Below are 25,155 nucleotides of genomic sequence, written 5' to 3' on the forward strand. Positions count from 1 at the left end.
TACGGTGGCCATCAGGACCGGAAGCTCTGATTCCGCGGTCGCGTACGGTCATCGCCGGTCATCGGGCACCCCCGTGGCCCCGCCCGGCGACCGCCCCGGCGCGCACCGTGCCGATCAGCGGCCGATCGGGTGGGCGGGTCAGCGGCTCGGCTGACGAACGGACGAGCGGACCAGCGGACGAGCCGCTCAGCGGTCCGGCGGTTCAGCGCATGAGCAGCCAGCGGCCGCCGCCCACCAGCGCGCACACCGCCACCCCGTAGAAGAAGAACAGCCACAGCGCGGCGGGCGTCCGGGTCAGCCGCGCGAGCTGGTCGGCGTCCGAGGCCCCGCTGCGGTCCCGGCGCCTGCTCGCCTGGAGCTCCGCGACCGGCCGGGCGCCGCCCGCGAGCAGGAACCACACCACCAGGTACGCGAAGGCCGCCTGCACCTCGGCCTTCGTCAGCCACGACACCAGCAGGAACACCGCCCCGGTCAGCACCACCGTGAGGGCGCCGTACGCGTTGCGGATCATGACCAGCATCACCAGCAGCAGCGCGGTCGCGCCCCACAGCAGTGCGGTTATGTGACCGGCGGCCAGCAGTGCCGCGCCCGCGAGGCCGAGCAGTGGCGGCGCGGTGTACCCCGCGGCGGCGGTCAGCACCATGCCCGGACCGTGCGGCTTGCCGCGCGAGACCGTCAACCCGGAGGTGTCGGAATGCAGCCGTATGCCGTCGAGTCGCCGCCCCATGAGCAGCGCCACCAGGCCGTGCCCGCCCTCGTGCGCGATCGTGACCGCGTTGCGCGCGACCCGCCACGCCCCGCCGGACAGCACCACGGCGAGCGCCACCGCCGCCGTCGCCCCAACGAGCCAGCGCGGCGGGTCGGCCTGGGTCCCGGTCAGCCGGTCCCACATCTCGCTGATGTCCGCGACGTTCATTCGGTGCCCGTTTCCCCACAAGCCGGTGGTTCGTCCGCTTTTTTCGTACGCCCGTGCGAGTCGGCTCCCGGTGCCGCCCGCGGTCGTGGCAGTGTGTCACTCATGTGCGGTCGATATGCGGCGAGCCGGAAACCCGAAGATCTCACGGGCATCTTCGACGTCCAGAAGTGGGAGCCCACCGAGGCCCTCGCCCCGGACTACAACGTGGCGCCCACCAAGGACGTCCCTGTCGTACTGGACCGCCCGGTGAAGGATTCCGGTTCCCCGGATCCGGTACGGCAGCTGCGCGTGCTGCGCTGGGGCCTGGTGCCGTCCTGGGCGAAGAGCCCCGACGTCGGCGTCAAGATGATCAACGCGCGGGCCGAGACCGCCGCCGAGAAGCCCTCCTACCGCCGCGCCCTGGCCGCCCGCCGCTGCCTGATACCCGCCGACGGCTACTACGAGTGGGTCACCGGCGCGGGCGAGCGGCAGCTGGAGGAACAGGGCAAGCGCAAGCGCGCCCGCAAGCAGCCGTACTTCGTCACCCCCGCCGACGGCTCGGTCTTCGCCATGGCCGGGCTGTACGAGTTCTGGCGCGACCGCACGCTGCCCGACGACCACCCGCGCGCCTGGTGGACCACCTGCACCGTCATGACGACCGCCGCCGAGACCACCGACCTCGCCGGGTGGGACGGCCACGGCCCGCGCTCCCTCGCCGACATCCACCCCCGGATGCCGCTCATGATCACCCCCGACCACTGGGACGCCTGGCTCGACCCGCGCACCACCGACCCGGACGCGCTCCAGGACCTGCTGGCCCCGCCGCCGCCCGGACTGCTGCGCGCCTACCCGGTCGGCACCGCGGTCAGCAACGTCGCGAACAACGGGCCCGAACTGCTGGACGAGCTGCCCGCGCCCGAGGAGGAGACCCTCTTCTGATGCCCCCCGCACCACCCGAGCCCGCCGCCTCCGCCCCCGCGCCCGGCCGCGTCCAGGACGTCGACACCCAGGCCGGTCCCGCCCGCATCAGCTGGTACGGCGCCGCCCGGCCGCGCAGCGTGCTCGCCCTCGGCCACGGGGCGGGCGGCGGCATCGAGGCCGCCGACCTGGTCGCGCTCGCCGCCGCGCTGCCCGCCGCAGGTGTCGAGGTCGCCCTCGTGGAGCAGCCCTGGCGGGTCGCCGGGCGCAAGCTCGCCCCCGCCCCCGCCGCCCTCGACACCGCCTGGACCGCCCTGTGGCCCGCGCTCGCCGCCCCCGGCCTGCCCGTCGTCGCCGGCGGCCGCAGCGCGGGCGCCCGGGTGGCCTGCCGTACGGGCGAGGCGCTCGGCGCCGCCGCCGTCCTCGCCCTGGCCTTCCCGCTGCACCCGCCGGGCCGCCCCGAATCCTCCCGCGCCGCCGAGCTGACCGGCGCCGCCGCCGTCCTGCCGCTGCTGGCCGTCCAGGGCGGCAACGACCCCTTCGGCAAGCCCGCCGAATTCCCGCCGCGCCACCGCCCCGTCGAGGTGCCCGGCGCCAACCACTCCTTCGCCGTCCCCAAGCGCGCCGCCCTCACCCAGGAGGCCGCACTCGCCCTGCTGACCGGGGCCGTCACCGACTGGCTCGCCGGGCTCGGCCACGCCACCGGCCCCACCGGCGGCCGCACCGGCACCCGCAGCGGCCGCCGCTGAGCCGCACGCCCCCGGGCCGCGTTCCGCGGCGGCCGGGAATGGGGGCGGCGGCACCGGCGTTGTGGCAAGCGTCAGAACGTACAACAGCACCCCAGCAGCTTTGGTGAAGTGGCGAGAGAGGCACCCGCATGGTTTCAGCCGCATGCCGGCCCCGGGCCGAGGCCGCCGCCCAGCAGGCGGCGGCAGCGCCCTACCTGAACTGGGCCGACTGGACCACAGGTGGCGAGGGCAAGGACGCCGCCAAGGGCGGACCGGGCGTGACCCTCGCCAGTGCAATATCCTCCGAGACGAGCGTGTCCGCTTTGGGGCTCGCTGGCGTTTCTGAGGAGGTGGGTCCGGTCACCGGCACCGACGACAGCACGGCGGAAACCGCGGGTGCGTCCGGTCAGGAAGCAGCGGAAAGCAGCGCGGAGCGCGCCCAGCGCTTCGAGCGGGACGCCCTCGGGTTCCTGGACCAGATGTACTCGGCCGCGCTGCGGATGACCCGCAATCCGGCCGATGCGGAGGACCTGGTGCAGGAGACGTACGCGAAGGCGTACGCGTCCTTCCACCAGTTCCGCGAGGGCACGAACCTCAAGGCCTGGCTCTACCGCATTCTCACCAACAGCTTCATCAACTCCTACCGCAAGAAGCAGCGCGAACCGCTGCGCAGCGGCTCGGAGGACATCGAGGACTGGCAGCTGGCGCGCGCCGAGTCGCACATGTCGACCGGTCTGCGCTCCGCGGAGTCGCAGGCGCTCGACCACCTGCCCGACTCCGACGTCAAGGCGGCGCTCCAGGCGATCCCCGAGGAATTCCGTATCGCGGTCTATCTCGCGGACGTCGAGGGGTTTGCCTACAAGGAGATCGCCGACATCATGGGAACGCCCATCGGCACGGTGATGTCCAGGCTGCACCGCGGCCGCCGTCAGCTGCGCGAGCTGCTGGAGGACTACGCACGTGACCGCGGACTGGTCCCGGCGGGCGCGGGAAGCGAGAAGGGCGCGGATTCATGAGTTGCGGCAACGCGCATGAGACGGACTGCTCGGAGGTGCTGGGGCACCTCTACGAATACCTCGACAACGAGATGTCCGAGGACGCGTGCACGAAGTTCCGGGAGCACTTCGAGGAGTGCCATCCCTGCCTGGAGAAGTACGGGCTGGAGCAGGCGGTGAAGAAGCTCGTCAAACGGTGCTGTGGGTCTGACGACGTCCCGACCGACCTCCGGTCGAAGGTGATGATGCGGATCGAGTCGATCCGCGCCGACGAATCCGCCGCCGAACAACCCACGGCCTGACCCTCCCCCTGCGGCGGGCAGCACCCGTTTTTCAGGGGCGCGGGGAACTGCGCGAGCAACCACCCACCGGCCGGTGGTCCGGTACGGACCGAAGCGACCCTTTGGGTCGGTGACGACCCGCGCCCCGGTGGGGGCTGGGGGCACCTCCCAGGCGAAGCTCTGGGGGAGCGCAGTTCCCCGCGCCCCTTTGGGGCGCAAGCTCCCCCGCGAGGGGATTCGTACGGGGGTACCCCGTTCGGGGGATGGCCCGGGCAAGGGGACCCGGGGGCAGGGGCGGGCCCCTAGCGTGGGAAGGGCCGGGGGAACGTACCCCGGTGAAGAGGGGTGCGACGTGGCCGAGCGGCAGGCAGAAAGCTTTCTGCCTCGTGCTGCGGCCCTGGTCGCCGCGATGCAGCTCAAGGACCCCTACACCCGCGGGCACGGCGACCGCGTCGGCCAGGCCAGCGCCCTGATCGCCGCCGAACTGCGCCTCGCCGAGGACCTCGTGGCCGACCTGCGGCTCGCCGGCACCCTGCACGACATCGGCAAGCTCGCCGTGCCCGGCCGCCTGCTGCGCAAGCCCGGCCCGCTCACGCCCGCCGAGCAGGACGTCGTACGGCGGCATCCGCGGCACGGCTACGCGCTGGTCAGCGGCAACCAGGTGCCCGCGGTCGCGCGGGTCGCGGTGCTGCACCACCACGAGTGCTTCGACGGCGGCGGCTACCCGCACGGCCTCGCCGGGCACCGCATTCCCTGGCCGGCCCGCATCGTGTCGGTGGCCGACGCGCTCGACGCCATGACCTCCCACCGCAGTTACCGCCCGGCGCGCCCGGTGAGTGCCGCGCTCGCGGAGCTGAGCCGGTGCGCGGGCAGCCAGTTCGACCCGTCGGTGGTCGCCGCGCTCTCCCGGGCCCTGGCGCGTCACCCCTGGCCACCGCCCGTGACCCGCACGGTGTACGGGCGGCCCGCCTACCGCTCGTAGGCCTTTCGGGTGACGGCGACTCGCCCGGGTGCTGGTGGAGCGGCCCGCCTCGGCATGGTTGGATGCCCACGGGTATGGCAAGGAGGCAGGGAGAGCCCGCTGCCGGACGGCGGCGGGAGGCACACGGACGTCGGGCTGAGAGCGCGGCCGAAATGTGCGAGGTTGGTGTGTGGAGCCGCTTGTCCGACGACGTACGGGCGGTACGCGATGGGGCCGCACCCCGCGGTGCGCGCCCTCCGGGGGACGACGTGATCGTGGTGCGGAAGGCGACGTCCTGGCAGTGATCGGCTGAGCGGGCAGGCGGTAACGACGTTGAAGATCTTCGGCAGAGTGCGGCACCGGCCGTCGCCCACCTGGCGGCAGGCCACCGACCAGGCGTTCTCACTGATCGACGACGGACGCTACGAGGACGCGGGCGCGCTGCTGACCCGGGCGGCCGACCTGGAGCCCTGGCTCTCCGAGTCCTGGTACAACCTCGCACTGCTGCACAAGTTCCGGCACGACTGGGCACAGGCCCGGACCGCCGGGCTGCGCGCGGTCGCCCTGCTGGACAAGCCGGTCGGCGCGCCCGACTGGTGGAACCTCGGCATCGCCGCGACCGCCCTCCAGGACTGGCCCCTCGCCCGCCGCGCCTGGCAGGCGTACGGCCTGCGGATGCCGGCCGGCACCGCCGCCCGCAGCGGCGAGGAGTCGGCGCGGCTGCCGCTGGGCAGTGCCACGGTGCGGCTGTCGCCGGAGGGTGAGGCGGAGGTCGTGTGGGGCCGCCGGCTCGATCCGTGCCGGGTGGAGGTGCTGTCGATCCCGCTGCCGTCGTCCGGACGGCGCTGGGGCGAGGTCGTGCTGCACGAGGGTGTCGCGCACGGTGAGCGGGCCACCGCGGGTGGTTCCGGCTCCGGATCCGGCGGGGCGGTCTACCCGGTGTTCGACGAGATCGAGCTGTGGGCGCCGTCCCCCGTCCCGACGTGGCTGGTGCTGCTCGAAGCGGAGGCCCCGGCGGACCGGGACGCCCTGGAACGGCTCGCCGCGGAGGCCGGCTACGCCGCCGAGGACTGGTCGTCGTCGGTACGGCTGCTGTGCCGGACGTGCTCCGAGAGCCGCATGCCCACGGACGACGGCTCCGCGCGCCGCGACCCGCACGACCACGGGGAGCCCGGCCACCCCGGGCATCTCAGCCACCTCAGCGACTCGGGGGGCGGGTCGCACTGGTCGCAGGAACGCGAGTGCGGGATCGCCGCTCCGGCCGGGCTGGTCCAGGGCCTGCTCGACAGCTGGGTCGCGGACTCGCCCGCCACCCGCGCGTGGCGCGACCTGGAAGAGGTCTGCTGACCCCTGCGGGGTCCGCCGGTGTACCCCGCCGGGTGCCGCTCTCCGCCGGTGGCGCGGGCGGCGCCGTACGAGGCGGGGCGGCCGGGGGCGTACCCGGCCGGGCCCGCGGTCCACTCCCGTACTCTGGACGGGTTAGTGAACCGGCCTGGAAGGCGATAGCAGAACGATGGCGCAGACCGCTGACACCGCCCCTCCGGAGGAGGGGGAGACGTTCGTCGACGACGTGACCGACGGCGCCGCCCGTGAGGAAGCCCACCGGGTGCGCGGCACCGTGCGGCCGATCACGGTGGTCGGCAACCCCGTGCTGCACCGGGAGTGCCGTGACGTCACCGACTTCGGCGCGGAGCTGTCCGCCCTCGTCGACGACATGTTCGCCAGCCAGCGCGCGGCCGAGGGCGTGGGCCTGGCCGCGAACCAGATCGGTGTGGACCTGAAGGTCTTCGTCTACGACTGCCCGGACGACAACGACGTCCGGCACGTGGGCGCCGTGTGCAACCCCGTGCTGGAGGACCTGCCCGCGGACAAGCGGCACCTGGACGACTCCAACGAGGGCTGCCTGTCGGTGCCGGGCGCGTACATGGAGACGCCGCGCCCGGACTACGCGGTGGTCCGCGGGCAGGACCTGGAGGGCAATCCGATCGTCGTGCGGGGCACCGGCTTCTTCGCGCGGTGCCTCCAGCACGAGACCGACCACCTCTACGGGCGGCTCTACATCGACCGGCTCTCCAAGCGCGACCGCAAGGACGTCATGCGCCAGATGGCGGAGGCGACCCCGAAGTTCGCGACGGTGCCGAACGACTGAGGCCGCCCCCGGGACGTCCTAGAACTCCTCGTCGAGCGCGACCGAGCCCTCCACCGCCACCTGGTAGGCGGAGGGCCGGCGCTCGAAGAAGTTGGTCAGCTCCTGCACGCCCTGCAGCTCCATGAAGGAGAAGGGGTTGCGGGAGCCGTACAGCGGCGGGAAGCCGAGGCGGGCGAGCCGCTGGTCGGCGACGCACTCCAGGTACTCGCGCATGGAGTCGGTGTTCATGCCCGGCAGCCCGTCGCCGCACAGGTCACGGGCGAACTGCAGCTCGGCCTCGACGGCCTCCCGCAGCATGTCCGTGATCTCCTGCTGCATCCGCTCGTCGAAGAGCGACGGGTCCTCCTTGCGCACCGTGTCGACGACGTCGAAGGCGAAGCTCATGTGCATCGTCTCGTCGCGGAAGACCCAGTTGGTGCCGGTCGCCAGGCCGTGCAGCAGCCCGCGCGAGCGGAACCAGTAGACGTACGCGAAGGCGCCGTAGAAGAACAGGCCCTCGATGCAGGCCGCGAAGCAGATCAGGTTGAGCAGGAAGTTGCGGCGGTCCTCGTGGGTCTCCAGGCTGTCGATCTTCTCGGCGCCCTGACCGTCGAAGTTCGCCATCCAGCGGAAGCAGAACTGCGCCTTCTCGCGGATCGACGGGATCTCCTCGACCGCGTCGAAGGCCGCGGCCCGGTCGGCCGGATCGGGCAGGTAGGTGTCCAGCAGCGTCAGGTAGAACTGGACGTGCACGGCCTCCTCGAAGAGCTGGCGGGACAGGTAGAGCCGCGCCTCGGGGGAGTTGATGTGCTTGTAGAGCGTCAGCACCAGGTTGTTGGAGACGATCGAGTCGCCCGTGGCGAAGAACGCCACCAGCCGGCCGATGAGGTGCTGCTCGCCCGGGGTGAGCTTGGCGAGGTCGGCGACGTCGGAGTGCAGATCGACCTCCTCCACCGTCCAGGTGTTCTTGATCGCGTCGCGGTAGCGCTCGTAGAAGTCCGGGTAGCGCATGGGCCGCAGGGTGAGTTCGAAGCCCGGGTCGAGCAGGTTCTTCGTGGGGGTGGTGCTGGTCATTACTGGCAGGCCTCGCAGGACTCGGGGTTTTCCAGGGAGCACGCGACGGCGTCGGCGGCCGCGGCGGCGGATGCGGGAGCGGGTACGGGGACGGAGGCGGGGGCGGAGCCCTGCGCGGCGCGGGCGATCCGGGTCGCCGGGCGCGAGCGCAGGTAGTACGTGGTCTTCAGGCCCTGCTTCCAGGCGTAGGCGTACATCGAGGAGAGCTTGCCGATGGTGGGCGTCTCCATGAACAGGTTCAGCGACTGGCTCTGGTCCAGGTACGGGGTGCGGGCCGCGGCCATGTCGATGAGGGCGCGCTGCGGCAGCTCCCACGCGGTGCGGTACAGCTCGCGCACCTCGGCCGGGATCCAGCTGAAGCCCTGGACGCTGCCGGAGGAGTCGCGCAGCGCCTCGCGGGTCTGCTCGTCCCACACGCCGAGCCGCTTGAGGTCGGCCACCAGGTAGGAGTTGACCTGGAGGAACTCGCCGGACAGCGTCTCGCGCTTGAAGAGGTTGGAGACCTGCGGCTCGATGCACTCGTAGGAGCCGGCGATCGAGGCGATGGTCGCGGTCGGGGCGATGGCCAGCAGCAGCGCGTTGCGCATGCCGTGCGCCGCGACGCGCTCGCGCAGCGCCGCCCAGCGCTCGGGCCACACGGTGGCGGTGTCGTAGTGGTCCGGGTGCAGCACGCCCGCGGCGGCCCGGGTCTCGGCCCAGGCGGGCAGCGGGCCGTGCCGCTCGGCGAGGTCGCAGGACGCCTCGTAGGCGGCCAGCATGACGCGCTCGGCGATCTTCGTGGACAGCGCGCGGGCCTCGGGGGAGGCGAAGGGCAGCCGCAGCTTGAAGAAGACGTCCTGGAGCCCCATCACGCCCAGGCCCACCGGCCGCCAGCGGGAGTTGGAGCGGCCCGCCTGCTCGGTCGGGTAGTAGTTGATGTCGACGACCCGGTCCAGGAACGTCACCGCGGTGTGCACGGTCTCGTCCAGCCGCGTCCAGTCGATGTCCCCGTCGGCGGTGACGAACGAGCTGAGGTTGACCGAGCCGAGGTTGCACACCGCCGTCTCGGAGTCGTCGGTGACCTCCAGGATCTCCGTGCACAGGTTGGACGAGTGCACGGTACGGCCGGGCAGCGCGGTCTGGTTGGCGGTGCGGTTGGCGGCGTCCTTGAACGTCATCCAGCCGTTGCCGGTCTGCGCGAGGGTGCGCATCATGCGGCCGTACAGCTCCCGGGCCGGGATGGTGCGCTGGGCGAGCCCGGCGGCCTCGGCGGCGCGGTAGGCGGCGTCGAAGTCGTCGCCCCACAGGTCGACGAGCTGCGGCACGTCGGCGGGCGAGAACAGCGACCAGGAGGCGTCCGCCTCGACCCGGCGCATGAACTCGTCCGGCACCCAGTGCGCCAGGTTCAGGTTGTGCGTACGCCGGGCGTCCTCACCGGTGTTGTCGCGCAGCTCCAGGAACTCCTCGACGTCCGCGTGCCAGGTCTCCAGGTAGACGGCGGCGGCGCCCTTGCGGCGACCGCCCTGGTTCACCGCCGCGACCGAGGCGTCCAGCGTCTTCAGGAACGGCACGATGCCGTTGGAGTGCCCGTTGGTGCCGCGGATGAGCGAACCGCGGGCGCGGATCCGGGAGAAGGGCAGGCCGATGCCGCCCGCGTGCTTGGAGAGCCGCGCCACCTGGTGGTAGCGGTCGTAGATCGAGTCCAGCTCGTCCAGCGGCGAGTCCAGCAGGTAGCACGACGACATCTGCGGGTGCCGCGTACCGGAGTTGAAGAGGGTGGGGGAGCTGGGCAGGTAGTCCAGCGCGCTCATCAGCCGGTAGAGCGCGGCCACCTCGTCCAGCGCCGGGGCGCTCTCGTCCTCGGCCAGCCCCGCGGCCACCCGCAGCATGAAGTGCTGCGGGGTCTCGATGACCTTGCGGGTCAGCGGGTGGCGCAGCAGGTAGCGGGTGTAAAGGGTGCGCAGGCCGAAGTAGCCGAAGCGGTCGTCGGCGCCCTCGGCGAGCGCGCGCTCGACCAGGGCGTCCAGCCGGGCCGCGTGCCGGGTGACGAAGTCGGCGGTGCGGTCGGCGACCAGGCCCTCGCGGTGCCCCACCGCGATCGAGGCCGTGAAGGACACCGCGCCCTGCGACGCGGCCTCCTCGGCGATCGTCACGGTCAGCAGCCGCGCCGCGAGCCGCGAGTACGCCGGGTCCTCCGAGATCAGCCCGGCCGCCGCCTCGGTGGCCAGCACCCGCAGCTCCGCCGTGTCCGCGGCCGCGCTGCGCCCCCGCAGCGCCGCACCGGCGACCCTGCCGGGGTCGGTGTCGGGAAGGTCGGTACACAGCTTCACGAGGGTACGCAGCAGGTCGCCGTTGTCGGGCGCACCGGTGGTGGTACCGGGGGTACCGGCGGGGGCTGCGGGGGCTTCTGGCGCGATGGTCACGGTGATGCGGTCTCCCTCGTGAGCGGCGGCGGCCACGCGGGGAGGGACGGAGGGGGCCGCGACCGCCCTGCGGGCATGCCGAGCCGCGTCCGCTGAGCCCACTCCACGAGGCCCGGACACAGCGGCGCCGCGGTCGGCCGACCGGGACGCCGTCTGCCGGCAGGCGATCGGGCTCCGCCGCCGTGCGCTTTTCTGCGCGTAAGCGCATGGGGGCACGGCAGCTCACCGTTGCGGGGCAGCGCCGGATTCGCACCGGCTTCCCCTGCGGGCAGCGGAGTTGAGCATACATCTAGTGCTGCCGCACTTGGACGGGGCTACATGTTGTGTCGCCGGGTACTCCGTGTGCGCCTGGGGCACGGGGAACTGCGCGAGCGACCTGCCACCGGCCGGTGGTCCGGCACGGACCGGGCTGCCCCTTCGGGCCGGTGACGACCCGCGCCCCCGGTGGGGGCTTGTCGCGCAGTTCCCCGCGCCCCTGAGGGGCGCGGGCCCTACGCCGGTTCGGGGAGGCCCGGGGAGACGGCCGGGTCGGGCGGCGTGGTGGGGCTGGGGATCTCCGGGGCGGACTGGGCGGTGTAGTCCGCCGGGGAGGTCTCGTCGGCGCCCGCAGGCGCCTTGAGGGCCCGCAGGACGACCGTCAGGACGATCGCGACGGCCGCGTTGAGCACGAACGCGGTCAGGCCGATGTAACCCTTCTCACCGATCCACGGGATCATGTCCGCGTTCCCGCCGAAGTGCGACTGCGACGGGCTGGACTGCTCGTAGGCCTTCCACGTGCCGTAGAACATGCCCGCCGCCCAGCCGGCGAGCAGGGCCCAGCGGTGGAACCAGCGGGTGAACAGGCCGCCCACGATGGCCGGAACGGTCTGCAGTATCCAGATGCCGCCCAGCAGCTGGAAGTTGATGGCGACGGTTTTGTCCATGGTGAGGACGAAGACCAGCGCGCCGACCTTGACCACGAGTGAGACGGCCTTGGAGACCGCGGTCTCCTGCGCGGGGGTGGCGTCCGGCTTGATGAGGTCCTTGTAGATGTTGCGGGTGAACAGGTTCGCCGCGGCGATGGACATGATGGCCGCGGGGACGAGCGCGCCGATGCCGATCGCGGCGAAGGCGACGCCCGCGAACCACGACGGGAAGATGTTCTCGAACAGCTGCGGGATGGCCAGCTGGTTGTTGTACTTCGGGTTGCCCGCGCCGACGCCGTCCGCGATGGCCATGAAGCCGAGCAGCGCCAGCAGGCCGAGCATGAGGGAGTACAGCGGCAGGATCGTGGTGTTGCGGCGGATGGTGTCGCGGCTCTTGCCGGACAGCACGGCGGTGATCGAGTGCGGGTAGAGGAAGAGGGCCATCGCCGAGCCCATCGCGAGCGTGGCGTACGCCCACTGGGCCTTCGGGCCGGTCACCAGGGAGCCGCGGGGGACGCCCTGCTTGTTCGTGACGGCGTAGGCGTCGCCGGCCTTGCGGAAGATGTCGTCGAAGCCGCCCAGTTTGTACGGGATGTAGATGATGGCGACCGCTATCACGATGTAGATCAGCGCGTCCTTGACGAACGCGATGAGCGCGGGCGCGCGCAGCCCGGAGGAGTACGTGTAGGCGGCGAGCACGCCGAAGGCGATGAGCAGCGGCAGGTCCTTGAGGAACCAGTTGGTGCCGTCGCTGCCGCCCACGCCCATGACGTCCAGGACGGCCTGGATGCCGACCAGTTGGAGGGCGATGTAGGGCATCGTGGCGATGATGCCGGTGATGGCGACGGCCACCGACAGGCTCTTGGAGCCGAACCGTCCGCGGATGAAGTCCGAGGAGGTGACGTAGCCGTGCCGGCGCGAGACCGACCACAGCCGCGGCAGGAAGAGGAAGACCAGCGGGTAGGTGATGATCGTGTAGGGCACCGCGAAGAAGCCCGCGGCGCCGCCCGCGAAGATCGCGGCGGGCACGGCGACGAAGGTGTACGCGGTGTACAGGTCGCCGCCGAGCAGGAACCAGGTCACCCAGGTTCCGAAACTGCGTCCGCCCAGGCCCCATTCGTCCAGGTGCAGCGGATTCGCGGCGCGCCGCCAGCGCGCGGCGAAGAAGCCGAGCACGGTGACGGCCAGGAAGAAGAAGATGAAGACGCCGAGCGCGACGCCGTTGACGCCGTCCTTCACGCGTCCTCACCCCCCTTGCGGGCGCGCTCCTCGCGCCGTACGAGCACGTAGGCGGTGAAGGTGAGCGCGGCCGCCACCGGCACCCAGGCCATCTGGTACCAGTAGAAGAACGGGATGCCGATGAAGGCCGGCGTCGTGCGGGCGTACGAGTCCACCCACAGCAGGGCGACGAACGGTGCGAGCAGGCACAGCGCGGCGACGACCCGGGTGGGGGTGACGACCGGTGGCCGTGGGTCCGGTGGTGCTTGTGACATGTGCTGGTGCTCCCGTCCCCTAGAGCAGCGTGTAATGGCCAGGAAATCTAGGGGAGGCTAGCGTCGGCAGTCACTACCCGTGCACGGATTCCTTCCCAGGTCAGCCGCGCGGGTGACCGGAAAGCACCGGTAGGGGCACCTGTGTCAGTCGGTCGGGCGGCTGAGGCGGGCCACGAACTTGTACCGGTCGCCGCGGTAGACCGAGCGCACCCACTCGACCGGTTCACCCGTGGTGTCGATCGAGTGCCGGGAGAGCATCAGCATCGGCAGGCCCACGTCGGTGCCCAGCAGTCCGGCCTCGCGCGGGGTCGCCAGCGACGTCTCGATGGTCTCCTCGGCCTCGGCGAGCCGGACGTCGTAGACCTCGGCCAGCGCGGTGTAGAGCGAGGTGTACTTGGCGAGGCTGCGGCGCAGCGCCGGGAAGCGCTTGGCGGACAGGTGGGTGGTCTCGATGGCCATCGGCTCGGAGTTGGCGAGCCGCAGCCGCTCGATGCGCAGCACGCGGCCGCCGGCCTTCATGTCCAGCAGTCCGGCGAGCCGGTCGTCGGCGGTGATGTAGCCGATGTCCAGCAGCTGGGAGGTGGGTTCGAGGCCCTGGGCGCGCATGTCCTCGGTGTAGGAGGTCAGTTGCAGCGCCTGCGAGACCTTGGGCTTGGCCACGAAGGTGCCCTTGCCCTGGATACGCTCCAGCCGGCCCTCGACGACGAGCTCCTGGAGGGCCTGCCGGACGGTGGTACGGGAGGTGTCGAACTCGGTGGCGAGGGTGCGTTCGGGCGGGACCGGGGTGCCGGGCGGCATGGTCTGGGTGATGTCCAGCAGATGGCGCTTGAGCCGGTAGTACTTGGGCACCCGTGCGGTACGGCCGGCGGTGCCGCCCGTCGTCGTCTCCGCACTGGTGACCGCGTCGCTCTCCATGACGTCTACTCCCGACTGCGCTCGTGCTGCCGTGGTCCGGCTCCTCCGTTGATCGCGGCTCACATGGTGGCACGCGCGGCTCCGCGGGAGAGAGGCGGCGGGGTCCTGGTCCCCCTCAGGTGTCGGTCCGATAACAGACCCGACGGGTGTTCTTATACACCCTTGACACCCCTAAAGGTCTAGGCCAAGCTCCCGGTACTGGTCTAAACCATTAACGACCAAATCCCAGACCCACGAGCAAGTATCGGACTCCGCGGCGTACGCGGAGTCCGGCATTTCCGGCGGTGGGGGGAGTTTCGGGCATCCTGAGGAGGGTGGCGTGAAGCGCAAGCTCATCGCGGCGATCGGCGTCGCGACCATGATCGTCGGTATCGCGGCATGTGGATCGGACAAGAAGGACGACAACAAGGCCTCGTCGTCGGGGGGCGACAAGGGGTCCAGCGCGTCGTCGATCACCGTCTGGCTGACGGTGGACGCGCAGCACAACTGGCCGGAACTGATCAAGACGGCTGACGACGCCCTCACCGCGAAGCACCCGGGTCTGAAGGTCAAGCACGAGTACTACGCCTGGCCGGACAAGAATGCCAAGCTGGACGCCGTGCTCGCCACCGACAAGGCGCCCGACGTCGTGGAGATGGGCAACTCCGAGATGGTGCCCTACATGGCCGAAGGCGCGTTCGCCGAGGTCGACCCGTCGAAGTTCGACAACTCCGCCCAGTGGCTGGACGCCCTCAAGCAGTCCGTCAGCTACGACGGCAAGACGTACGGCGTGCCCTACTACGCCGCCGCCCGCATCGCCACGTGGCGCAAGGACATCGCCGCCGCGTCCGGCATCAAGGCCACCCCGAAGAACTGGACCGAGCTGACGCAGGACCTGGACAAGATCCAGTCCAAGCAGGGCGCGAAGTTCAACGCCTGGTACCAGCCCTCCCGTGACTGGTACGCGGCCATGTCCTTCGTCTACGACGCGGGCGGCGCCATCGCCACCAACGAGGGCGGCCAGTGGAAGGGCTCGCTGGAGAGCCCGCAGGCCATCCAGGGCCTCACCGCCTGGAAGGACGCCATGGGCAAGTACATGCACGGCGACCTCACCAAGGACGAGTCGGACCGCTACATCGTCTACGGCCAGGGCAAGTCCGACCTGATCTTCGCCCCCGGCTGGGAGGGCCCGTCCGCGGCCGACCCGAAGTTCGACAAGACCGGCGGCAAGCTCAAGGACAACCTGGAGAACTTCGTCATGCCGGGCCCGTCCGGCAAGAACCTGCCGGTCTTCCTCGGCGGCTCGGACCTGGCGATCCCCACGAAGTCGAAGAACGCCGACCTGGCGGCCGAGTGGATCAACGACTTCACGAACACCGCGGGCCAGAAGGTCCTCATGAGCAAGGGCAACCTGCCGAACAACAACACGCAGCTGGAGACGCTGAAGAGCGACCCGGCCTCCGCGGTCACCGCGACCGCCGCGGGTTCGAGCTGGTTCGTTCCGACCGCGCCCGGCTGGGGCACCGTGGAGAAGGCGCAGACCCTCCAGACCATGCTGCAGAACATCGCCACCGGCAAGGCCTCCGTCCAGGACGCGGCCAAGACGGCTGACGCGGCCATGGACAAGGTCCTCAACGTCAAGAACTGACCATCCTCGCAACGTAGACCAGGACCGCTGAGGAGCACGTGATGAGTGCCGCCGAGACCACCACCACCAAGGTGCCGCCGCCACGGCGGCACTCATCACCTCCCGGGCACGGCCCCGGGAGACGCCGCGCCGCACGCGGTCGCCGGGTCCACATCAGCCGGGCGCTGACCCCCTGGCTGCTGCTGGCACCCTGCCTCCTCGTGCTGGTGCTGGTGCTGGGCTACCCGCTGATCAAGCTGGGCGTCCTGTCCTTCCAGGACTACAAGAAGCCCCAGCTGTGGGGCTTCAAGCCCGCCACCTGGGTGGGCTTCGACAACTACACGACGATCCTCAAGGACAGCGAGTTCTGGGACGTCGTCGTCCGCACCATCGTCTTCGCCGGCGCCGCGGTCATCCTCACCATGGTGCTCGGCATGCTGATCGCGCTGCTGCTGCAGCGCGTGTCCGGCTGGGTGCGGACCCTGGTGAACATCGCGCTCGTCGCGAGCTGGGCCATGCCGGTGGTCGTGGCCGTCACCGTCTTCAAGTGGATGTTCGACAGCGACTACGGCGTCGTGAACTGGGTGCTGACCAAGCTGCCGGGTGTGGACTACACCGGGCACAACTGGTTCGCCTCCGGTCCCGAGGGCCTGTCGGTGATCATGCTCCAGGTGGTGTGGGGCGCGATCCCGTTCGTCGTGATCACCCTGGGCGCCGGCCTCACCCAGGTGCCCAAGGAGCTGGAGGAGGCGGCCCGGCTCGACGGCGCCGCGGCCTTCGGGGTATTCCGCTACGTGACGTTCCCGATCATCAAGCCGCTGGTCGTCATGATGACCACGCTCTCGGTCATCTGGGACATGGGCGTCTTCGCCCAGGTCTGGCTCATGCGCGGCGGCCACCCCGAGCCGGAGTTCCAGCTGCTGACCACCTACTCGTACGAAAAGGCCTTCGGCGTCAACGACTACGCCGCCGGCTCCGCCATCGCGCTGCTGACCGTCCTGCTGCTGCTCGGCGTGGTCGCGGTGTACATGCGGCAGATGCTGAAGATCGGAGAGGTGGAATGAGCGCCCTGACCTCGCGGCCGAGCGCCGCCCCGGTGATCACCGCCACCGCGGCCGAGCGCCGCAGGCGCAAGGCCAAGATCGGCTGGAACGTCCTCGGCCTGCTGGTCTTCGTGGTGACCGTCTTCCCGGTCTACTGGATGGTCAACACGGCCTTCAAGCCGGCCAAGGACGCGATCGACCCCAAGCCGCACTTCTTCCCGTTCCCGGTGTCGCTGGAGAACTTCCGGCGCGCCCTGAACATCTCCGACTTCTGGGGCCCGGTCGAGCGCAGCCTGATCGTCAGCGCCTCCACCGTCGTGGTCGGCGCGGTCATCGGCCTGCTCGCGGCGCTCGCGATCTCCCGCTTCGCCTTCCGCGGCCGCAAGGCCGTCATCGTCGGCATCCTGACCGTCCAGATGGTCCCGCTGGTCGCGATGATCATCCCGGTCTTCCTGCTGCTCAACCAGATCCACCAGATCGACAAGCTCAGCGGCCTGGTGCTGACGTACCTGACCTTCATCCTGCCCTTCACGGTCTGGACGCTGCGCGGCTTCATCGTCAACATCCCCAAGGAGCTCGAAGAGGCCGCGATGGTCGACGGGTGCAGCCGCACCGGCGCCTTCGTCCGCGTCGTCTTCCCGCTGCTGGCCCCCGGCCTGGTCGCGACCTCGATCTACGGCTTCATCCAGGCCTGGAACGAGTTCCTCTACGCCCTGCTGGTGATGAGCCAGGAGCACGAGACGGCCACCGTCTGGCTCGGCACCTTCACCACCCAGCACGGCACCGAGTACGCGCCGATGATGGCCGGTTCCACCATGATGGGCATCCCCGTGGTGATCCTCTTCCTGCTCGTGCAGCGCAAGATGGCCGCCGGCCTCACCGCCGGGGCGGTGAAGGGATGACCGCCGCCGTCACCGGCACCGACACGCCCGCGCCGTCGCTCGTACGCGACGCGCTCACCGTCCTGCAGCCGGGCTTCGAGGGCACCGAGGCCCCCGAGTGGCTGCTGCGGCAGCTCGCCGAGGGCCTGGGCGCGGTCGCGCTGTTCGCCCGCAACATCGAGTCGCCCGCGCAGCTGGCCGCGCTCACCGCCCAGCTGCGCGCGGTGCGGCCGGACGTGCTCGTCGCCGCCGACGAGGAGGGCGGCGACGTCACCCGGCTGGAGGCGCGCGGCGGATCGTCCTTCCCGGGCAACCTCGCGCTCGGCGCCGTCGACGACGTCAAGCTCACCCGCGCGGTCGCCGCCGAGCTGGGCCGCCGGCTCGCCGACTGCGGGGTGAACCTCAACTGGGCGCCCTCCGCCGACGTCAACTCCGACCCGGACAACCCGGTCATCGGCGTGCGCTCCTTCGGCGCCGACCCCGACCTGGTCGCCCGCAACACCGCCGCCTACGTCGAAGGCCTGCAGTCCGCGGGCGTGGCCGCGTGCGTCAAGCACTTCCCCGGCCACGGCGACACCGCCGTCGACTCGCACCACGACATGCCGCGTATCGACGTCGACCTGGAGACCCTGCACTCCCGCGAGCTGGTGCCCTTCCGCGCCGCCCTCGCCGCGGGCAGCAAGGTCGTGATGAGCGCGCACATCCTCGTGCCCGCCCTCGACCCCGAACTGCCCGCGACCCTCAGCCCCGCCGCGCTCACCGGCCTGCTGCGCGCACCCCGCGAGCGCGGCGGCCTCGGCCACGAGGGCCTCATCGTCACCGACGGCATGGAGATGCAGGCCATCTCGGCGACGTACGGCATCGAGCGCGGCACCGTCCTCGCGCTGGTCGCCGGCGCCGACGCGATCTGCGTCGGCGGCGGCCTCGCCGACGAGGAGACCGTGCTCGCCCTGCGGGACGCGATCGTGGACGCCGTCGAAGCCGGCGAGCTGTCCCGCGAACGGCTCGCCGACGCGGCCGAGCGGGTCCGCGACCTCGCCGCGTGGGCGGCGGCGCAGCGGCCGGGCGCAGCGGAGGGGACCGCACCCGGCAGCACCGCGGCCGCCCCCGGCGAGGCCGAGGCCTCCGAGGTCGGCCTGGAGGCCGCCCGCCGCGCCCTGCGCGTCACCCGCGCACCGGGCTTCGCCCCCCTGGAGTCCGCGCCCTACGTCGCGGCCTTCACCCCGGTGGCCAACATCGCGGTCGGCGAGGACACCCCCTGGGGCGTCGCCGCCGAGCTCGAACGGCTGCTGCCGGGTACGGAGACCGGTACGTACCGCGCCGCGGAGGAGGCGGAGTCGGCGGAGGAGCCGGCCGATGCTTCGGAGGAGGCCCCCGAGGGCCCCGAGGCCCCCGAGGTCGCCGCGCAGGTCCTGGCGGCGGCGGGGGAGCGGCGGATCGTCGCCGTCGTCCGCGACGTCCACCGGCACGCGTGGATGTCCGAGGCGCTGGCCGGTGTGGTCGCCGCCCGCCCCGACACGGTGGTCGTCGAGATGGGCGTCCCGCAGGCTCCGCCCACGGGAGCGCTCCACCTCGCCACGCACGGCGCGGCCCGCGTCTGCGGTGAGGCTGCCGCGGAGGCGATCGTCAGCGCGCGCTGACCCCTTCGCGGGGGGCGCTTTGACCCGGACGCCGGGCCCGGCCGTAATCCTTGAGCCGAGCCCGGCGTCCGGCATTTCGCCTTGCGCATGCGGCGCGGGGTGAGCGTTTCAGGCTGCGCCTGCCGCGCCGGGCAACTACTAGGGGCGCGTGGGGGCACCTCCCAGGCGGAGCCTGGGAGGTGCCCCCACGCGCCCCTAAAACGAGCCCCCCTGCGCCGCAGAGAGCCCCCACGCGGCAGGGGCTACAGCCCCTGCCAGTGCGGCTTCGCCGCGAAGGTCGCCCGGAAGTAGGGCGCAAGCTTCAGCTTGGACGCGGCCGCCTCGTCGACGACCACCGTCGCGTGCGGGTGGAGCTGGAGCGCGGACGCGGGCACCACCGAGGCGACCGGGCCCTCCACGCTCTGCGCCACCGCTTCCGCCTTGCCCTCGCCCGTGGCGAGAAGCACGAGGTGGCGGGCCTCCAGGATCGTCCCGATGCCCTGCGTGATGACGTGGTGCGGCACCTGCTCGATCTCGCCGTCGAAGAAGCGGGCGTTGTCGACCCGGGTCTGCTCGGTGAGCGTCTTGATCCGGGTGCGCGAGGCCAGCGACGAGCACGGCTCGTTGAAGCCGATGTGCCCGTCCGTGCCGATCCCCAGCAGCTGGAGGTCCACGCCGCCCGCGGCGGCGAGAGCCGCGTCGTACGCCTCGCACGCGCCCTGTACGTCCTCCGCGCTGCCGTCCGGGCCCATGAAGGACTCCGGGGACAGCCCGAGCGGCTCCACGACCTCGCGCAGCACCACGGAGCGGTACGACTCGGGGTGGCCGGCCGGCAGGCCCACGTACTCGTCCAGCTGGCAGACCCGGGTGCGGGAGACGTCCACCGCGCCGCCGCGGACCTTGGCGGCGAGCGCCTGGTAGACGGGCAGCGGGGTGGAGCCGGTGGCGACCCCGAGCAGCGCGTCGGGCTTGCGGCGGATGAGCGCGGCCATGGTCTCCGCGATCACTTCGCCGCCTGCCGCCGCGTCCGGGACGATGACAACTTCCACGCTGGGCCTGCCGTTTCTGGAGCGGTGAGTGTGGTATAGACCAATCTAGCAGGTGTTCCCCCGCAGGCCGAGGGCCACCCGTACCCCTGCCGGCACCCCGCGCGGCGGCCCGCTCCGCGCGCGGGCCGCCGCCTCCTGTGGTCGACTGTTGGAGTGCTCCCCGGCGGGACGGAGGCGGGTGGACATGACGGACGGCACGGCGCCCCCGGGCCCGGCCCGCGGCGCGGAACGGCCCGGCGCGATCATGGCGGCGGAGATGGCCGAGCAGCCCGCGGTCCTGCGGCGCATCCTCGACCGGGCGGTCCCGGACATCACCGCGACCGCCCGCGCCGTCGCGGGCCGCCGCCCCCGCTTCGTGCTGCTCAGCGCGCGCGGCACCTCCGACCACGCGGCCCTCTACGCGAAGTACCTCATCGAGGTCGAGCTGGGCCTGCCGTGCGGCCTCGCCTCCATGTCCACGATCACCGCGTACGGGGCCCGGCCGCAGCTCGCCGACGTCCTCGTGGTGGCCGTCAGCCAGTCCGGCGGGTCACCCGACCTCACCGCCACCACGCAGGCCGCCCGGGAGGCCGGGGCGATCACGCTGGCGCTGACCAACAACCCCGACTCGCCGCTCGCCGAGGTCGCCGAATTCCACATCGACCTCCTCGCGGGCCCGGAGCGGGCCCTCCCGGCGACCAAGACGTACACGGCGGAGCTGCTGGCCCTGTACTTCTTCGTGACCGCCCTGGGCGGCCAGGACGGCCTCCCCGCCGCCCAGGGCCTGCCCGAGCTCGCCGAGCGCGTCCTCGACCGCGGTGACGAGGTACGCGACCTCGCGGGCCGCTACCGCTTCGCCGAGCGCATGGTCATCACGTCCCGCGGCTACGGCTACCCCACGGCCAAGGAGGCCGCCCTCAAGCTCATGGAGACCAGCTACGTGCCCGCCCTGTCCTACTCCGGGGCGGACCTGCTGCACGGGCCGCTGGCCATGGTCGACAACATCTCGCCGGTCATCGCGATCGTGACGGAGGGGCGTGGCGGTCAGGCGCTCCAGCCGGTCCTGGACCGGCTCCGCAGCAGAGGGGCCGACCTGGTGGTGGTCGGCCCCGAAGCCGCGGTCCGCGCGGCGTCGGGGGGCTTCGCCCTCCCCACCCAGCACCTCCAGGAGGCGCTGCAGCCCGTCCTGGAGATCCTGCCCCTCCAGCGGCTGGCCTACGAGGTCGCGATGGCGCGCGGCCAGAACCCCGACTCCCCGCGAGCCATCGCCAAAATCACGGAGACCCGTTGACCCTCCCTACCGCGTAGGGCCCGCGCATGCCGCGCCGGGCAACAAACCAGGGGGCGCCCCGGAGCCCTGCGTCGCACAGCGCCCGTTTTTCAGGGGCGCGTGGGGGCACCTCCCAGGCGGAGCCTGGGGGAGAACTGCGCGCTCAGCCCCCACCGGCCGGTGGTCCGGATCGGACCGAAGCGACCCTTTGGGTCGGTATCCGACCCGCGCCCCGGTGGGGGCTGGTCGCGCAGTTCCCCGCGCCCCTAAAAACGGGTGCCCCACGGCGCAGCCGCAGCCCCGAAAACGGGTGCCCTGCGGCGCGGGCGCAGCCCGAAAACGGGTGCCCCCCGCGCGGGCGCAGCCTGAAAAAACGCTCACCCCCCCCAGCGCGGGCGCAGCCCGAAAAAGGGGAGCCCCGCAGCGTAGGTGCAGCCTGAAACGGGTGCCCTGCGGGGCAAGGCTCGCCCCGCAGGGGCGGAAGGCCCGACAGCCCGGCGGGGCGGAGGAGGGGCCGGGTCTGCGCCGAGGCCCGGAGACAACTTCGGGCCGCGGTGCAGAGAGGACCCTCAGCCTCATCGCACCGCAGCCCGGAGCTTGCGCCGGCGGCCGTGGCCGACGGGGTGTGCGGTCCCCGCGGACCCGTTAGGCGCCGACAGCGAGGCGGCGGCGTAGTCAGGGCAGAGAACGCCCCGCCTCGTTCCGCGCTCCTGTGCGGGGAGGGCGGACGTCGTGTTCCGGCGCCCATTGTGGACTAGACCAATGGGCCCTGTAAATGGGTCGGCCCCGATTTCGTGCCGCGCCTGAACAAAGTGTGCCCGCAAAACCCGCCGGGCGCACCCCCCTGGGGCCTGCGGGTACGCTCGCAGACGTGCCCTCCATGAACGACCTCGTACGCGAGCACACCGCGCTGGACGCCTCCGACCTGGAATGGCTGCACCTGCTGGTGTCCGAATGGCAGTTGCTGTCCGACCTGTCCTTCGCGGACCTCGTGCTGTGGGTGCCCACCCGGGACGGCACGCGGTACGTCTCGGTCGCGCAGATGCGCCCCAACACCGGCCCGACGTCGTACCAGGACGACATGGTCGGCCACCTGGTGCCGCGCGGGCGGCGGCCGCTGCTGGACGCCGCGCTCGACGAGGGGCGGATCGTCCGCGAGGGCGACCCGGAGTGGCGCGAGGAGGTCCCCGTACGGGTCGAGTCCATCCCCGTACGGCGCGACGGCCGGGTGCTGGGCGTGATCGCCCGCAACACCAACCTGCTGACCGTCCGCACCCCCAGCCGGCTGGAGCTCACCTACCTCCAGAGCGCCAGCGACCTCGCGCAGATGATCGCGGCCGGTTCCTTCCCCTTCCCGGCCGAGCAGGTCGACATGGACGCCTCGCCGCGGGCCGGTGACGGGCTCATCCGGCTGGACGCCGACGGCACCGTGCAGTACGCGAGCCCCAACGCGCTGTCCGCCTACCACCGGCTCGGGCTGGCCGCCGACCTGGTCGGCCACCACCTGGGCAAGACCACCGCGGAGCTGGCCCCGGAGTCGAGCGGGCCGGTGGACGAGGCGCTCGTGACGATGGCGAGCGGCTGGGCGCCGCGGGAGTTCGAGGTCGAGGGCGGTGACGGGGTCATCCAGCTGCGCGCGATCCCGCTCAAGCCCAAGGGGGTCCGCACCGGTTCGCTGGTGCTGCTCCGCGACGTCACCGAACTGCGGCGGCGCGAGCGCGAGTTGATGACCAAGGACGCGACCATCCGGGAGATCCACCACCGGGTGAAGAACAACCTTCAGACGGTCGCGGCGCTGCTGCGGCTGCAGGCCCGCCGGATGGACTCGGCGAGTGCCCGTTCCGCGCTGGAGGAGGCGGTGCGCCGGGTCGGCTCGATCGCCATCGTGCACGAGACGCTGTCCCAGACACTGGACGAGCGCGTGGAGTTCGACGAGATCGCCGACCGGGTGCTGGCGATGGTCGCCGAGATCTCCCCGGGCCGGGTCACCGCCCGCCGCTCCGGCCGTTTCGGCGTGCTGACCGCGCGGACGGCCACCCCGCTGTCGATGGTGCTGACCGAGCTGTTGCAGAACGCCCTCGAACACGGCTTCGGGCCGGGGGAGTCGGGCTCGGTCGACATCACCGCGACCCGCGGCCGGGAGCTGATCACCATCACGGTGCAGGACGACGGCCGCGGCCTGCCGCCCGGTTTCGACGCGCAGCAGACCGGCAACCTGGGCCTGCAGATCGTCCGCACCCTCGTGGTCGGCGAGCTGGGCGGCACCTTCGACATGGTGCCCGCACCGGACCGCGGCACCCGGGTCATCCTCGAACTCCCGCTCACCGGCTGACCGTTCGCGGACACGCGAAAGCCCCCGTACCGCCATTGGTACGGGGGCTTCCGGATGCTGCGTGCTGCGCGTGGGACAGGTGCTGCGCGCTGCGGCTCGGTCGGAAGGTGTTGCGCGTCAGGCGCTGGCGTTGCGGGCCCGGTTGCGGGCGGCGCGGCGCTTCATCGCGCGACGCTCGTCCTCGCTGAGGCCACCCCAGACACCGGCGTCCTGACCACTTTCGAGCGCCCACTGCAGGCACTGCTCCATGACGGGGCAGCGGCGGCAGACGGCCTTGGCTTCCTCGATCTGCAGCAGCGCAGGACCGGTGTTGCCGATGGGGAAGAAGAGCTCAGGGTCTTCCTCGCGGCAAACGGCGCGGTGACGCCAGTCCATGGCTGCTCCAACTCCTCGTGTGACAAGCTCGTTGCTTGTGAATGTGAACGCTTTCACGAATCCCTTCACAGGGAACGGGACGCCACCCAGTCTTCACTGGTGCAGTCCCGCGGTGTGAGGTCTCAGATTCGGGCTCTCAAGGGGGCCGGTTGGTCGGCCGTCCCGATCGCCATGTAGAGACTCGCAAACCTCGGCTGGAGATACAACCCCTTCAAGGAAGTTTTTTTTGATTCCTCGGTGTCGCGTCGATCACAGCCGTACTTCCATGGGGTGCGGGGCAGCCTAAACGTTCGAGTAAAAGGACTTTAGGCTCTTCGACTTACACAATCACACGCAGTGCACGGCGTACGCCTGTGAAGGTCGCACTCGTACGCAGCCCCAGGTGGTCACCGTCCACCTGGAAGGGCAGTGGAGCCTGCGATTGCAAGGTGAAGTCGGTCAGATCGTGCAGTGCGACCGCGTGCTTGCCGCGCGGGCCGCGCTCCGGAGTGGACCGGAGCAACTGTGCAGCGTAACGCGTTCCCGACAATGCGGACATCTTGCGAATGCCCAGCAGGTCAAGCGCGGTGTCGAAGGATGCGTCGGGAGATGCGTAAATAGGACGGTTGCCCAGATACGTCCACGGTGCGGCATTGCACACTATCGCCGTCGACAGCCCGGCCAGCGGCTCCTCGCCCGGCCGCGCCAGCGTGATCGTCCCGCTCCTGCGGTTCGGATCGGCGACGAACTGCCGGGCCACCTGCCGCAGATACAGCGCATGCGTCGAACGCTTGCCCAGCTCCCGCTGCTGCTCCACCCGCCCCACCACGCCGGCGTCGAACCCCAGGCCCGCGCAGAAGGTGAACCAGCGGTCCGGCACCCCTTCGTCCTCGGTCCCCGGCGTGCCGCTCACCAGCCCCAGCCCCACCGTGCGCGACGACCCGGCGCGCAGCGCGTCCAGCAGCGCCCCGGTCGCCTCCACGGCGTCGTTGGGCAGCCCCAGCGCGCGGGCGAAGACATTGGTGGAGCCACCGGGCACCACCGCGAGCTGCGGCAGCGCCTCCGGGTCGGGGCCGTGGTGCAGCAGCCCGTTCACCACCTCGTTGACCGTGCCGTCGCCGCCGAGCGAGACGACCAGCTCGGTCTGACCGCCCTCCACCGCGCGCCGCGCCAGATCGCGGGCATGCCCGCGGTACTCGGTCGTGGCGACCTCCAGCTTCAGGTCGCTGGCCAATGCGGTGCTGATCACGTCGCGCACCCGAGCGCTGGTGGTGGTCGCGGCAGGGTTGACGACGAGAAGTGCACGCATGGTCGATAGCGTACCTAC

The 25,155-nt window shown here is 71.6% G+C and carries 21 protein-coding genes, 1 pseudogene and 1 riboswitch; of the genes and pseudogenes, 13 read left to right on the forward strand and 9 right to left on the reverse strand.

Annotation, left to right across the window (positions count from 1 at the left end; translation table 11 throughout):
• Positions 1-202: 202 nt before the first annotated feature.
• Positions 203-916: a M50 family metallopeptidase gene (locus tag ACH4PY_RS18015; RefSeq protein ID WP_398182970.1), complete on the reverse strand. Its 714-nt coding sequence runs from the start codon at positions 914-916 to the stop codon at positions 203-205.
• Positions 917-1,018: 102 nt separating this feature from the next.
• On the opposite strand from ACH4PY_RS18015, the gene ACH4PY_RS18020 reads away from it, so the two are divergent.
• From ACH4PY_RS18020 to def, 7 genes and pseudogenes are all read left to right on the forward strand, one after another.
• Entirely contained in the window at positions 1,019-1,834 is an 816-nt protein-coding gene (locus tag ACH4PY_RS18020) for an SOS response-associated peptidase (protein WP_398182973.1), read from the forward strand.
• Positions 1,834-2,562, forward strand: coding sequence for an alpha/beta family hydrolase (locus ACH4PY_RS18025; RefSeq protein ID WP_398182976.1), 729 nt, complete (start codon positions 1,834-1,836; stop codon positions 2,560-2,562). The genes ACH4PY_RS18020 and ACH4PY_RS18025 overlap by 1 nt, the downstream gene beginning before the upstream one ends.
• A 329-nt stretch (positions 2,563-2,891) precedes the next feature.
• Positions 2,892-3,557 carry a sigma-70 family RNA polymerase sigma factor gene (locus ACH4PY_RS18030; protein ID WP_398183420.1) on the forward strand — a complete coding sequence of 222 codons (666 nt, stop codon included), beginning with the start codon at positions 2,892-2,894 and terminating at the stop codon, positions 3,555-3,557.
• Positions 3,554-3,838: a mycothiol system anti-sigma-R factor gene (rsrA, locus tag ACH4PY_RS18035; protein WP_398182980.1), complete on the forward strand. Its 285-nt coding sequence runs from the start codon at positions 3,554-3,556 to the stop codon at positions 3,836-3,838. Before ACH4PY_RS18030 ends, rsrA begins: the two co-directional genes overlap by 4 nt.
• 376 nt (positions 3,839-4,214) lie before the next feature.
• Positions 4,215-4,763: pseudogene (locus ACH4PY_RS18040) on the forward strand (HD-GYP domain-containing protein); the annotation flags it as partial.
• A gap of 348 nt (positions 4,764-5,111) precedes the next feature.
• Positions 5,112-6,125, forward strand: a complete 1,014-nt coding sequence (locus tag ACH4PY_RS18045) for a tetratricopeptide repeat protein (RefSeq protein ID WP_398182983.1) — start codon at positions 5,112-5,114, stop codon at positions 6,123-6,125.
• A 166-nt stretch (positions 6,126-6,291) separates the two neighbouring features.
• The gene (def, locus tag ACH4PY_RS18050; RefSeq protein ID WP_398182986.1) at positions 6,292-6,927 is read left to right on the forward strand and encodes a peptide deformylase; all 636 of its coding nucleotides are present in this window, start codon (positions 6,292-6,294) and stop codon (positions 6,925-6,927) included.
• An 18-nt stretch (positions 6,928-6,945) separates the two neighbouring features.
• Here the strand turns inward: def and ACH4PY_RS18055 are convergent, their stop codons facing one another.
• The 5 genes from ACH4PY_RS18055 to ACH4PY_RS18075 all read right to left on the reverse strand — a co-directional run bounded on the left by ACH4PY_RS18055 (position 6,946) and on the right by ACH4PY_RS18075 (position 13,695).
• Entirely contained in the window at positions 6,946-7,980 is a 1,035-nt protein-coding gene (locus ACH4PY_RS18055) for a ribonucleotide-diphosphate reductase subunit beta (RefSeq protein ID WP_398182989.1), read from the reverse strand.
• Positions 7,980-10,382, reverse strand: a complete 2,403-nt coding sequence (locus tag ACH4PY_RS18060) for a ribonucleoside-diphosphate reductase subunit alpha (protein ID WP_398182993.1) — start codon at positions 10,380-10,382, stop codon at positions 7,980-7,982. The genes ACH4PY_RS18055 and ACH4PY_RS18060 overlap by 1 nt, the downstream gene beginning before the upstream one ends.
• A gap of 140 nt (positions 10,383-10,522) precedes the next feature.
• Positions 10,523-10,674, reverse strand: a riboswitch (cobalamin riboswitch).
• 199 nt (positions 10,675-10,873) lie between these two features.
• The gene (gene mctP / locus ACH4PY_RS18065) at positions 10,874-12,526 is read right to left on the reverse strand and encodes a monocarboxylate uptake permease MctP (RefSeq protein WP_398182996.1); all 1,653 of its coding nucleotides are present in this window, start codon (positions 12,524-12,526) and stop codon (positions 10,874-10,876) included.
• Entirely contained in the window at positions 12,523-12,780 is a 258-nt protein-coding gene (locus tag ACH4PY_RS18070; protein WP_398182999.1) for a DUF3311 domain-containing protein, read from the reverse strand. The genes mctP and ACH4PY_RS18070 overlap by 4 nt, the downstream gene beginning before the upstream one ends.
• A gap of 144 nt (positions 12,781-12,924) precedes the next feature.
• A complete protein-coding gene (locus ACH4PY_RS18075) occupies positions 12,925-13,695 on the reverse strand; it encodes a GntR family transcriptional regulator (protein WP_031520277.1) in 771 nt (256 codons plus the stop codon).
• Between the two features lie 319 nt (positions 13,696-14,014).
• Here ACH4PY_RS18075 and ACH4PY_RS18080 point away from each other — a divergent pair, with 319 nt between their 5' ends.
• From ACH4PY_RS18080 to ACH4PY_RS18095, 4 genes are read left to right on the forward strand one after another with little or no spacing between them, the layout of a single operon-like run.
• Positions 14,015-15,322 carry an extracellular solute-binding protein gene (locus ACH4PY_RS18080; protein WP_398183003.1) on the forward strand — a complete coding sequence of 436 codons (1,308 nt, stop codon included), beginning with the start codon at positions 14,015-14,017 and terminating at the stop codon, positions 15,320-15,322.
• A gap of 41 nt (positions 15,323-15,363) precedes the next feature.
• Complete coding sequence (locus tag ACH4PY_RS18085) at positions 15,364-16,365, forward strand: carbohydrate ABC transporter permease (RefSeq protein WP_398183006.1); 1,002 nt, start codon at positions 15,364-15,366, stop codon at positions 16,363-16,365.
• Entirely contained in the window at positions 16,362-17,246 is an 885-nt protein-coding gene (locus ACH4PY_RS18090; RefSeq protein ID WP_398183009.1) for a carbohydrate ABC transporter permease, read from the forward strand. The genes ACH4PY_RS18085 and ACH4PY_RS18090 overlap by 4 nt, the downstream gene beginning before the upstream one ends.
• Entirely contained in the window at positions 17,243-18,865 is a 1,623-nt protein-coding gene (locus tag ACH4PY_RS18095; RefSeq protein ID WP_398183013.1) for a glycoside hydrolase family 3 protein, read from the forward strand. Before ACH4PY_RS18090 ends, ACH4PY_RS18095 begins: the two co-directional genes overlap by 4 nt.
• Positions 18,866-19,107: 242 nt before the next feature.
• On the opposite strand, the gene nagB is transcribed toward ACH4PY_RS18095, so the two are convergent.
• Positions 19,108-19,893 carry a glucosamine-6-phosphate deaminase gene (gene nagB / locus ACH4PY_RS18100; RefSeq protein ID WP_398183016.1) on the reverse strand — a complete coding sequence of 262 codons (786 nt, stop codon included), beginning with the start codon at positions 19,891-19,893 and terminating at the stop codon, positions 19,108-19,110.
• Between the two features lie 184 nt (positions 19,894-20,077).
• On the opposite strand from nagB, the gene ACH4PY_RS18105 reads away from it, so the two are divergent.
• Together ACH4PY_RS18105 and ACH4PY_RS18110 are read left to right on the forward strand one after the other, a co-directional pair.
• The gene (locus tag ACH4PY_RS18105; RefSeq protein WP_398183019.1) at positions 20,078-21,163 is read left to right on the forward strand and encodes an SIS domain-containing protein; all 1,086 of its coding nucleotides are present in this window, start codon (positions 20,078-20,080) and stop codon (positions 21,161-21,163) included.
• Between the two features lie 859 nt (positions 21,164-22,022).
• Positions 22,023-23,474, forward strand: coding sequence for a sensor histidine kinase (locus ACH4PY_RS18110; RefSeq protein WP_398183424.1), 1,452 nt, complete (start codon positions 22,023-22,025; stop codon positions 23,472-23,474).
• Positions 23,475-23,591: 117 nt separating this feature from the next.
• Here ACH4PY_RS18110 and ACH4PY_RS18115 read toward each other — a convergent pair whose 3' ends face one another.
• Both ACH4PY_RS18115 and ACH4PY_RS18120 read right to left on the reverse strand, forming a co-directional pair.
• Positions 23,592-23,849: a WhiB family transcriptional regulator gene (locus tag ACH4PY_RS18115; protein WP_031520293.1), complete on the reverse strand. Its 258-nt coding sequence runs from the start codon at positions 23,847-23,849 to the stop codon at positions 23,592-23,594.
• Between the two features lie 319 nt (positions 23,850-24,168).
• Positions 24,169-25,137 (reverse strand): diacylglycerol/lipid kinase family protein, encoded by a 969-nt coding sequence (locus tag ACH4PY_RS18120; protein WP_398183023.1) that lies wholly within the window; start codon positions 25,135-25,137, stop codon positions 24,169-24,171.
• Between the last annotated feature and the right edge of the window lie 18 nt (positions 25,138-25,155).

It is taken from the genome of Streptomyces sp. NPDC021224, assembly GCF_044332905.1.
Taxonomy (GTDB): Bacteria; Actinomycetota; Actinomycetes; order Streptomycetales; family Streptomycetaceae; genus Actinacidiphila.

Excerpts from the sequence above, each read along its gene's own strand:
- ACH4PY_RS18015 (WP_398182970.1), bottom strand. The coding sequence starts at position 916 with ATGAACGTCGCGGACATCAGCGAGATGTGGGACCGGCTGACCGGGACC.
- ACH4PY_RS18020 (WP_398182973.1), top strand. The coding sequence starts at position 1,019 with ATGTGCGGTCGATATGCGGCGAGCCGGAAACCCGAAGATCTCACGGGC.
- ACH4PY_RS18025 (WP_398182976.1), top strand. The coding sequence starts at position 1,834 with ATGCCCCCCGCACCACCCGAGCCCGCCGCCTCCGCCCCCGCGCCCGGC.
- rsrA (WP_398182980.1), top strand. The coding sequence starts at position 3,554 with ATGAGTTGCGGCAACGCGCATGAGACGGACTGCTCGGAGGTGCTGGGG.
- def (WP_398182986.1), top strand. The coding sequence starts at position 6,292 with ATGGCGCAGACCGCTGACACCGCCCCTCCGGAGGAGGGGGAGACGTTC.
- ACH4PY_RS18055 (WP_398182989.1), bottom strand. The coding sequence starts at position 7,980 with ATGACCAGCACCACCCCCACGAAGAACCTGCTCGACCCGGGCTTCGAA.
- ACH4PY_RS18070 (WP_398182999.1), bottom strand. The coding sequence starts at position 12,780 with ATGTCACAAGCACCACCGGACCCACGGCCACCGGTCGTCACCCCCACC.
- ACH4PY_RS18075 (WP_031520277.1), bottom strand. The coding sequence starts at position 13,695 with ATGGAGAGCGACGCGGTCACCAGTGCGGAGACGACGACGGGCGGCACC.
- ACH4PY_RS18085 (WP_398183006.1), top strand. The coding sequence starts at position 15,364 with ATGAGTGCCGCCGAGACCACCACCACCAAGGTGCCGCCGCCACGGCGG.
- ACH4PY_RS18090 (WP_398183009.1), top strand. The coding sequence starts at position 16,362 with ATGAGCGCCCTGACCTCGCGGCCGAGCGCCGCCCCGGTGATCACCGCC.
- ACH4PY_RS18095 (WP_398183013.1), top strand. The coding sequence starts at position 17,243 with ATGACCGCCGCCGTCACCGGCACCGACACGCCCGCGCCGTCGCTCGTA.
- ACH4PY_RS18105 (WP_398183019.1), top strand. The coding sequence starts at position 20,078 with ATGACGGACGGCACGGCGCCCCCGGGCCCGGCCCGCGGCGCGGAACGG.
- ACH4PY_RS18110 (WP_398183424.1), top strand. The coding sequence starts at position 22,023 with ATGAACGACCTCGTACGCGAGCACACCGCGCTGGACGCCTCCGACCTG.
- ACH4PY_RS18115 (WP_031520293.1), bottom strand. The coding sequence starts at position 23,849 with ATGGACTGGCGTCACCGCGCCGTTTGCCGCGAGGAAGACCCTGAGCTC.
- ACH4PY_RS18120 (WP_398183023.1), bottom strand. The coding sequence starts at position 25,137 with ATGCGTGCACTTCTCGTCGTCAACCCTGCCGCGACCACCACCAGCGCT.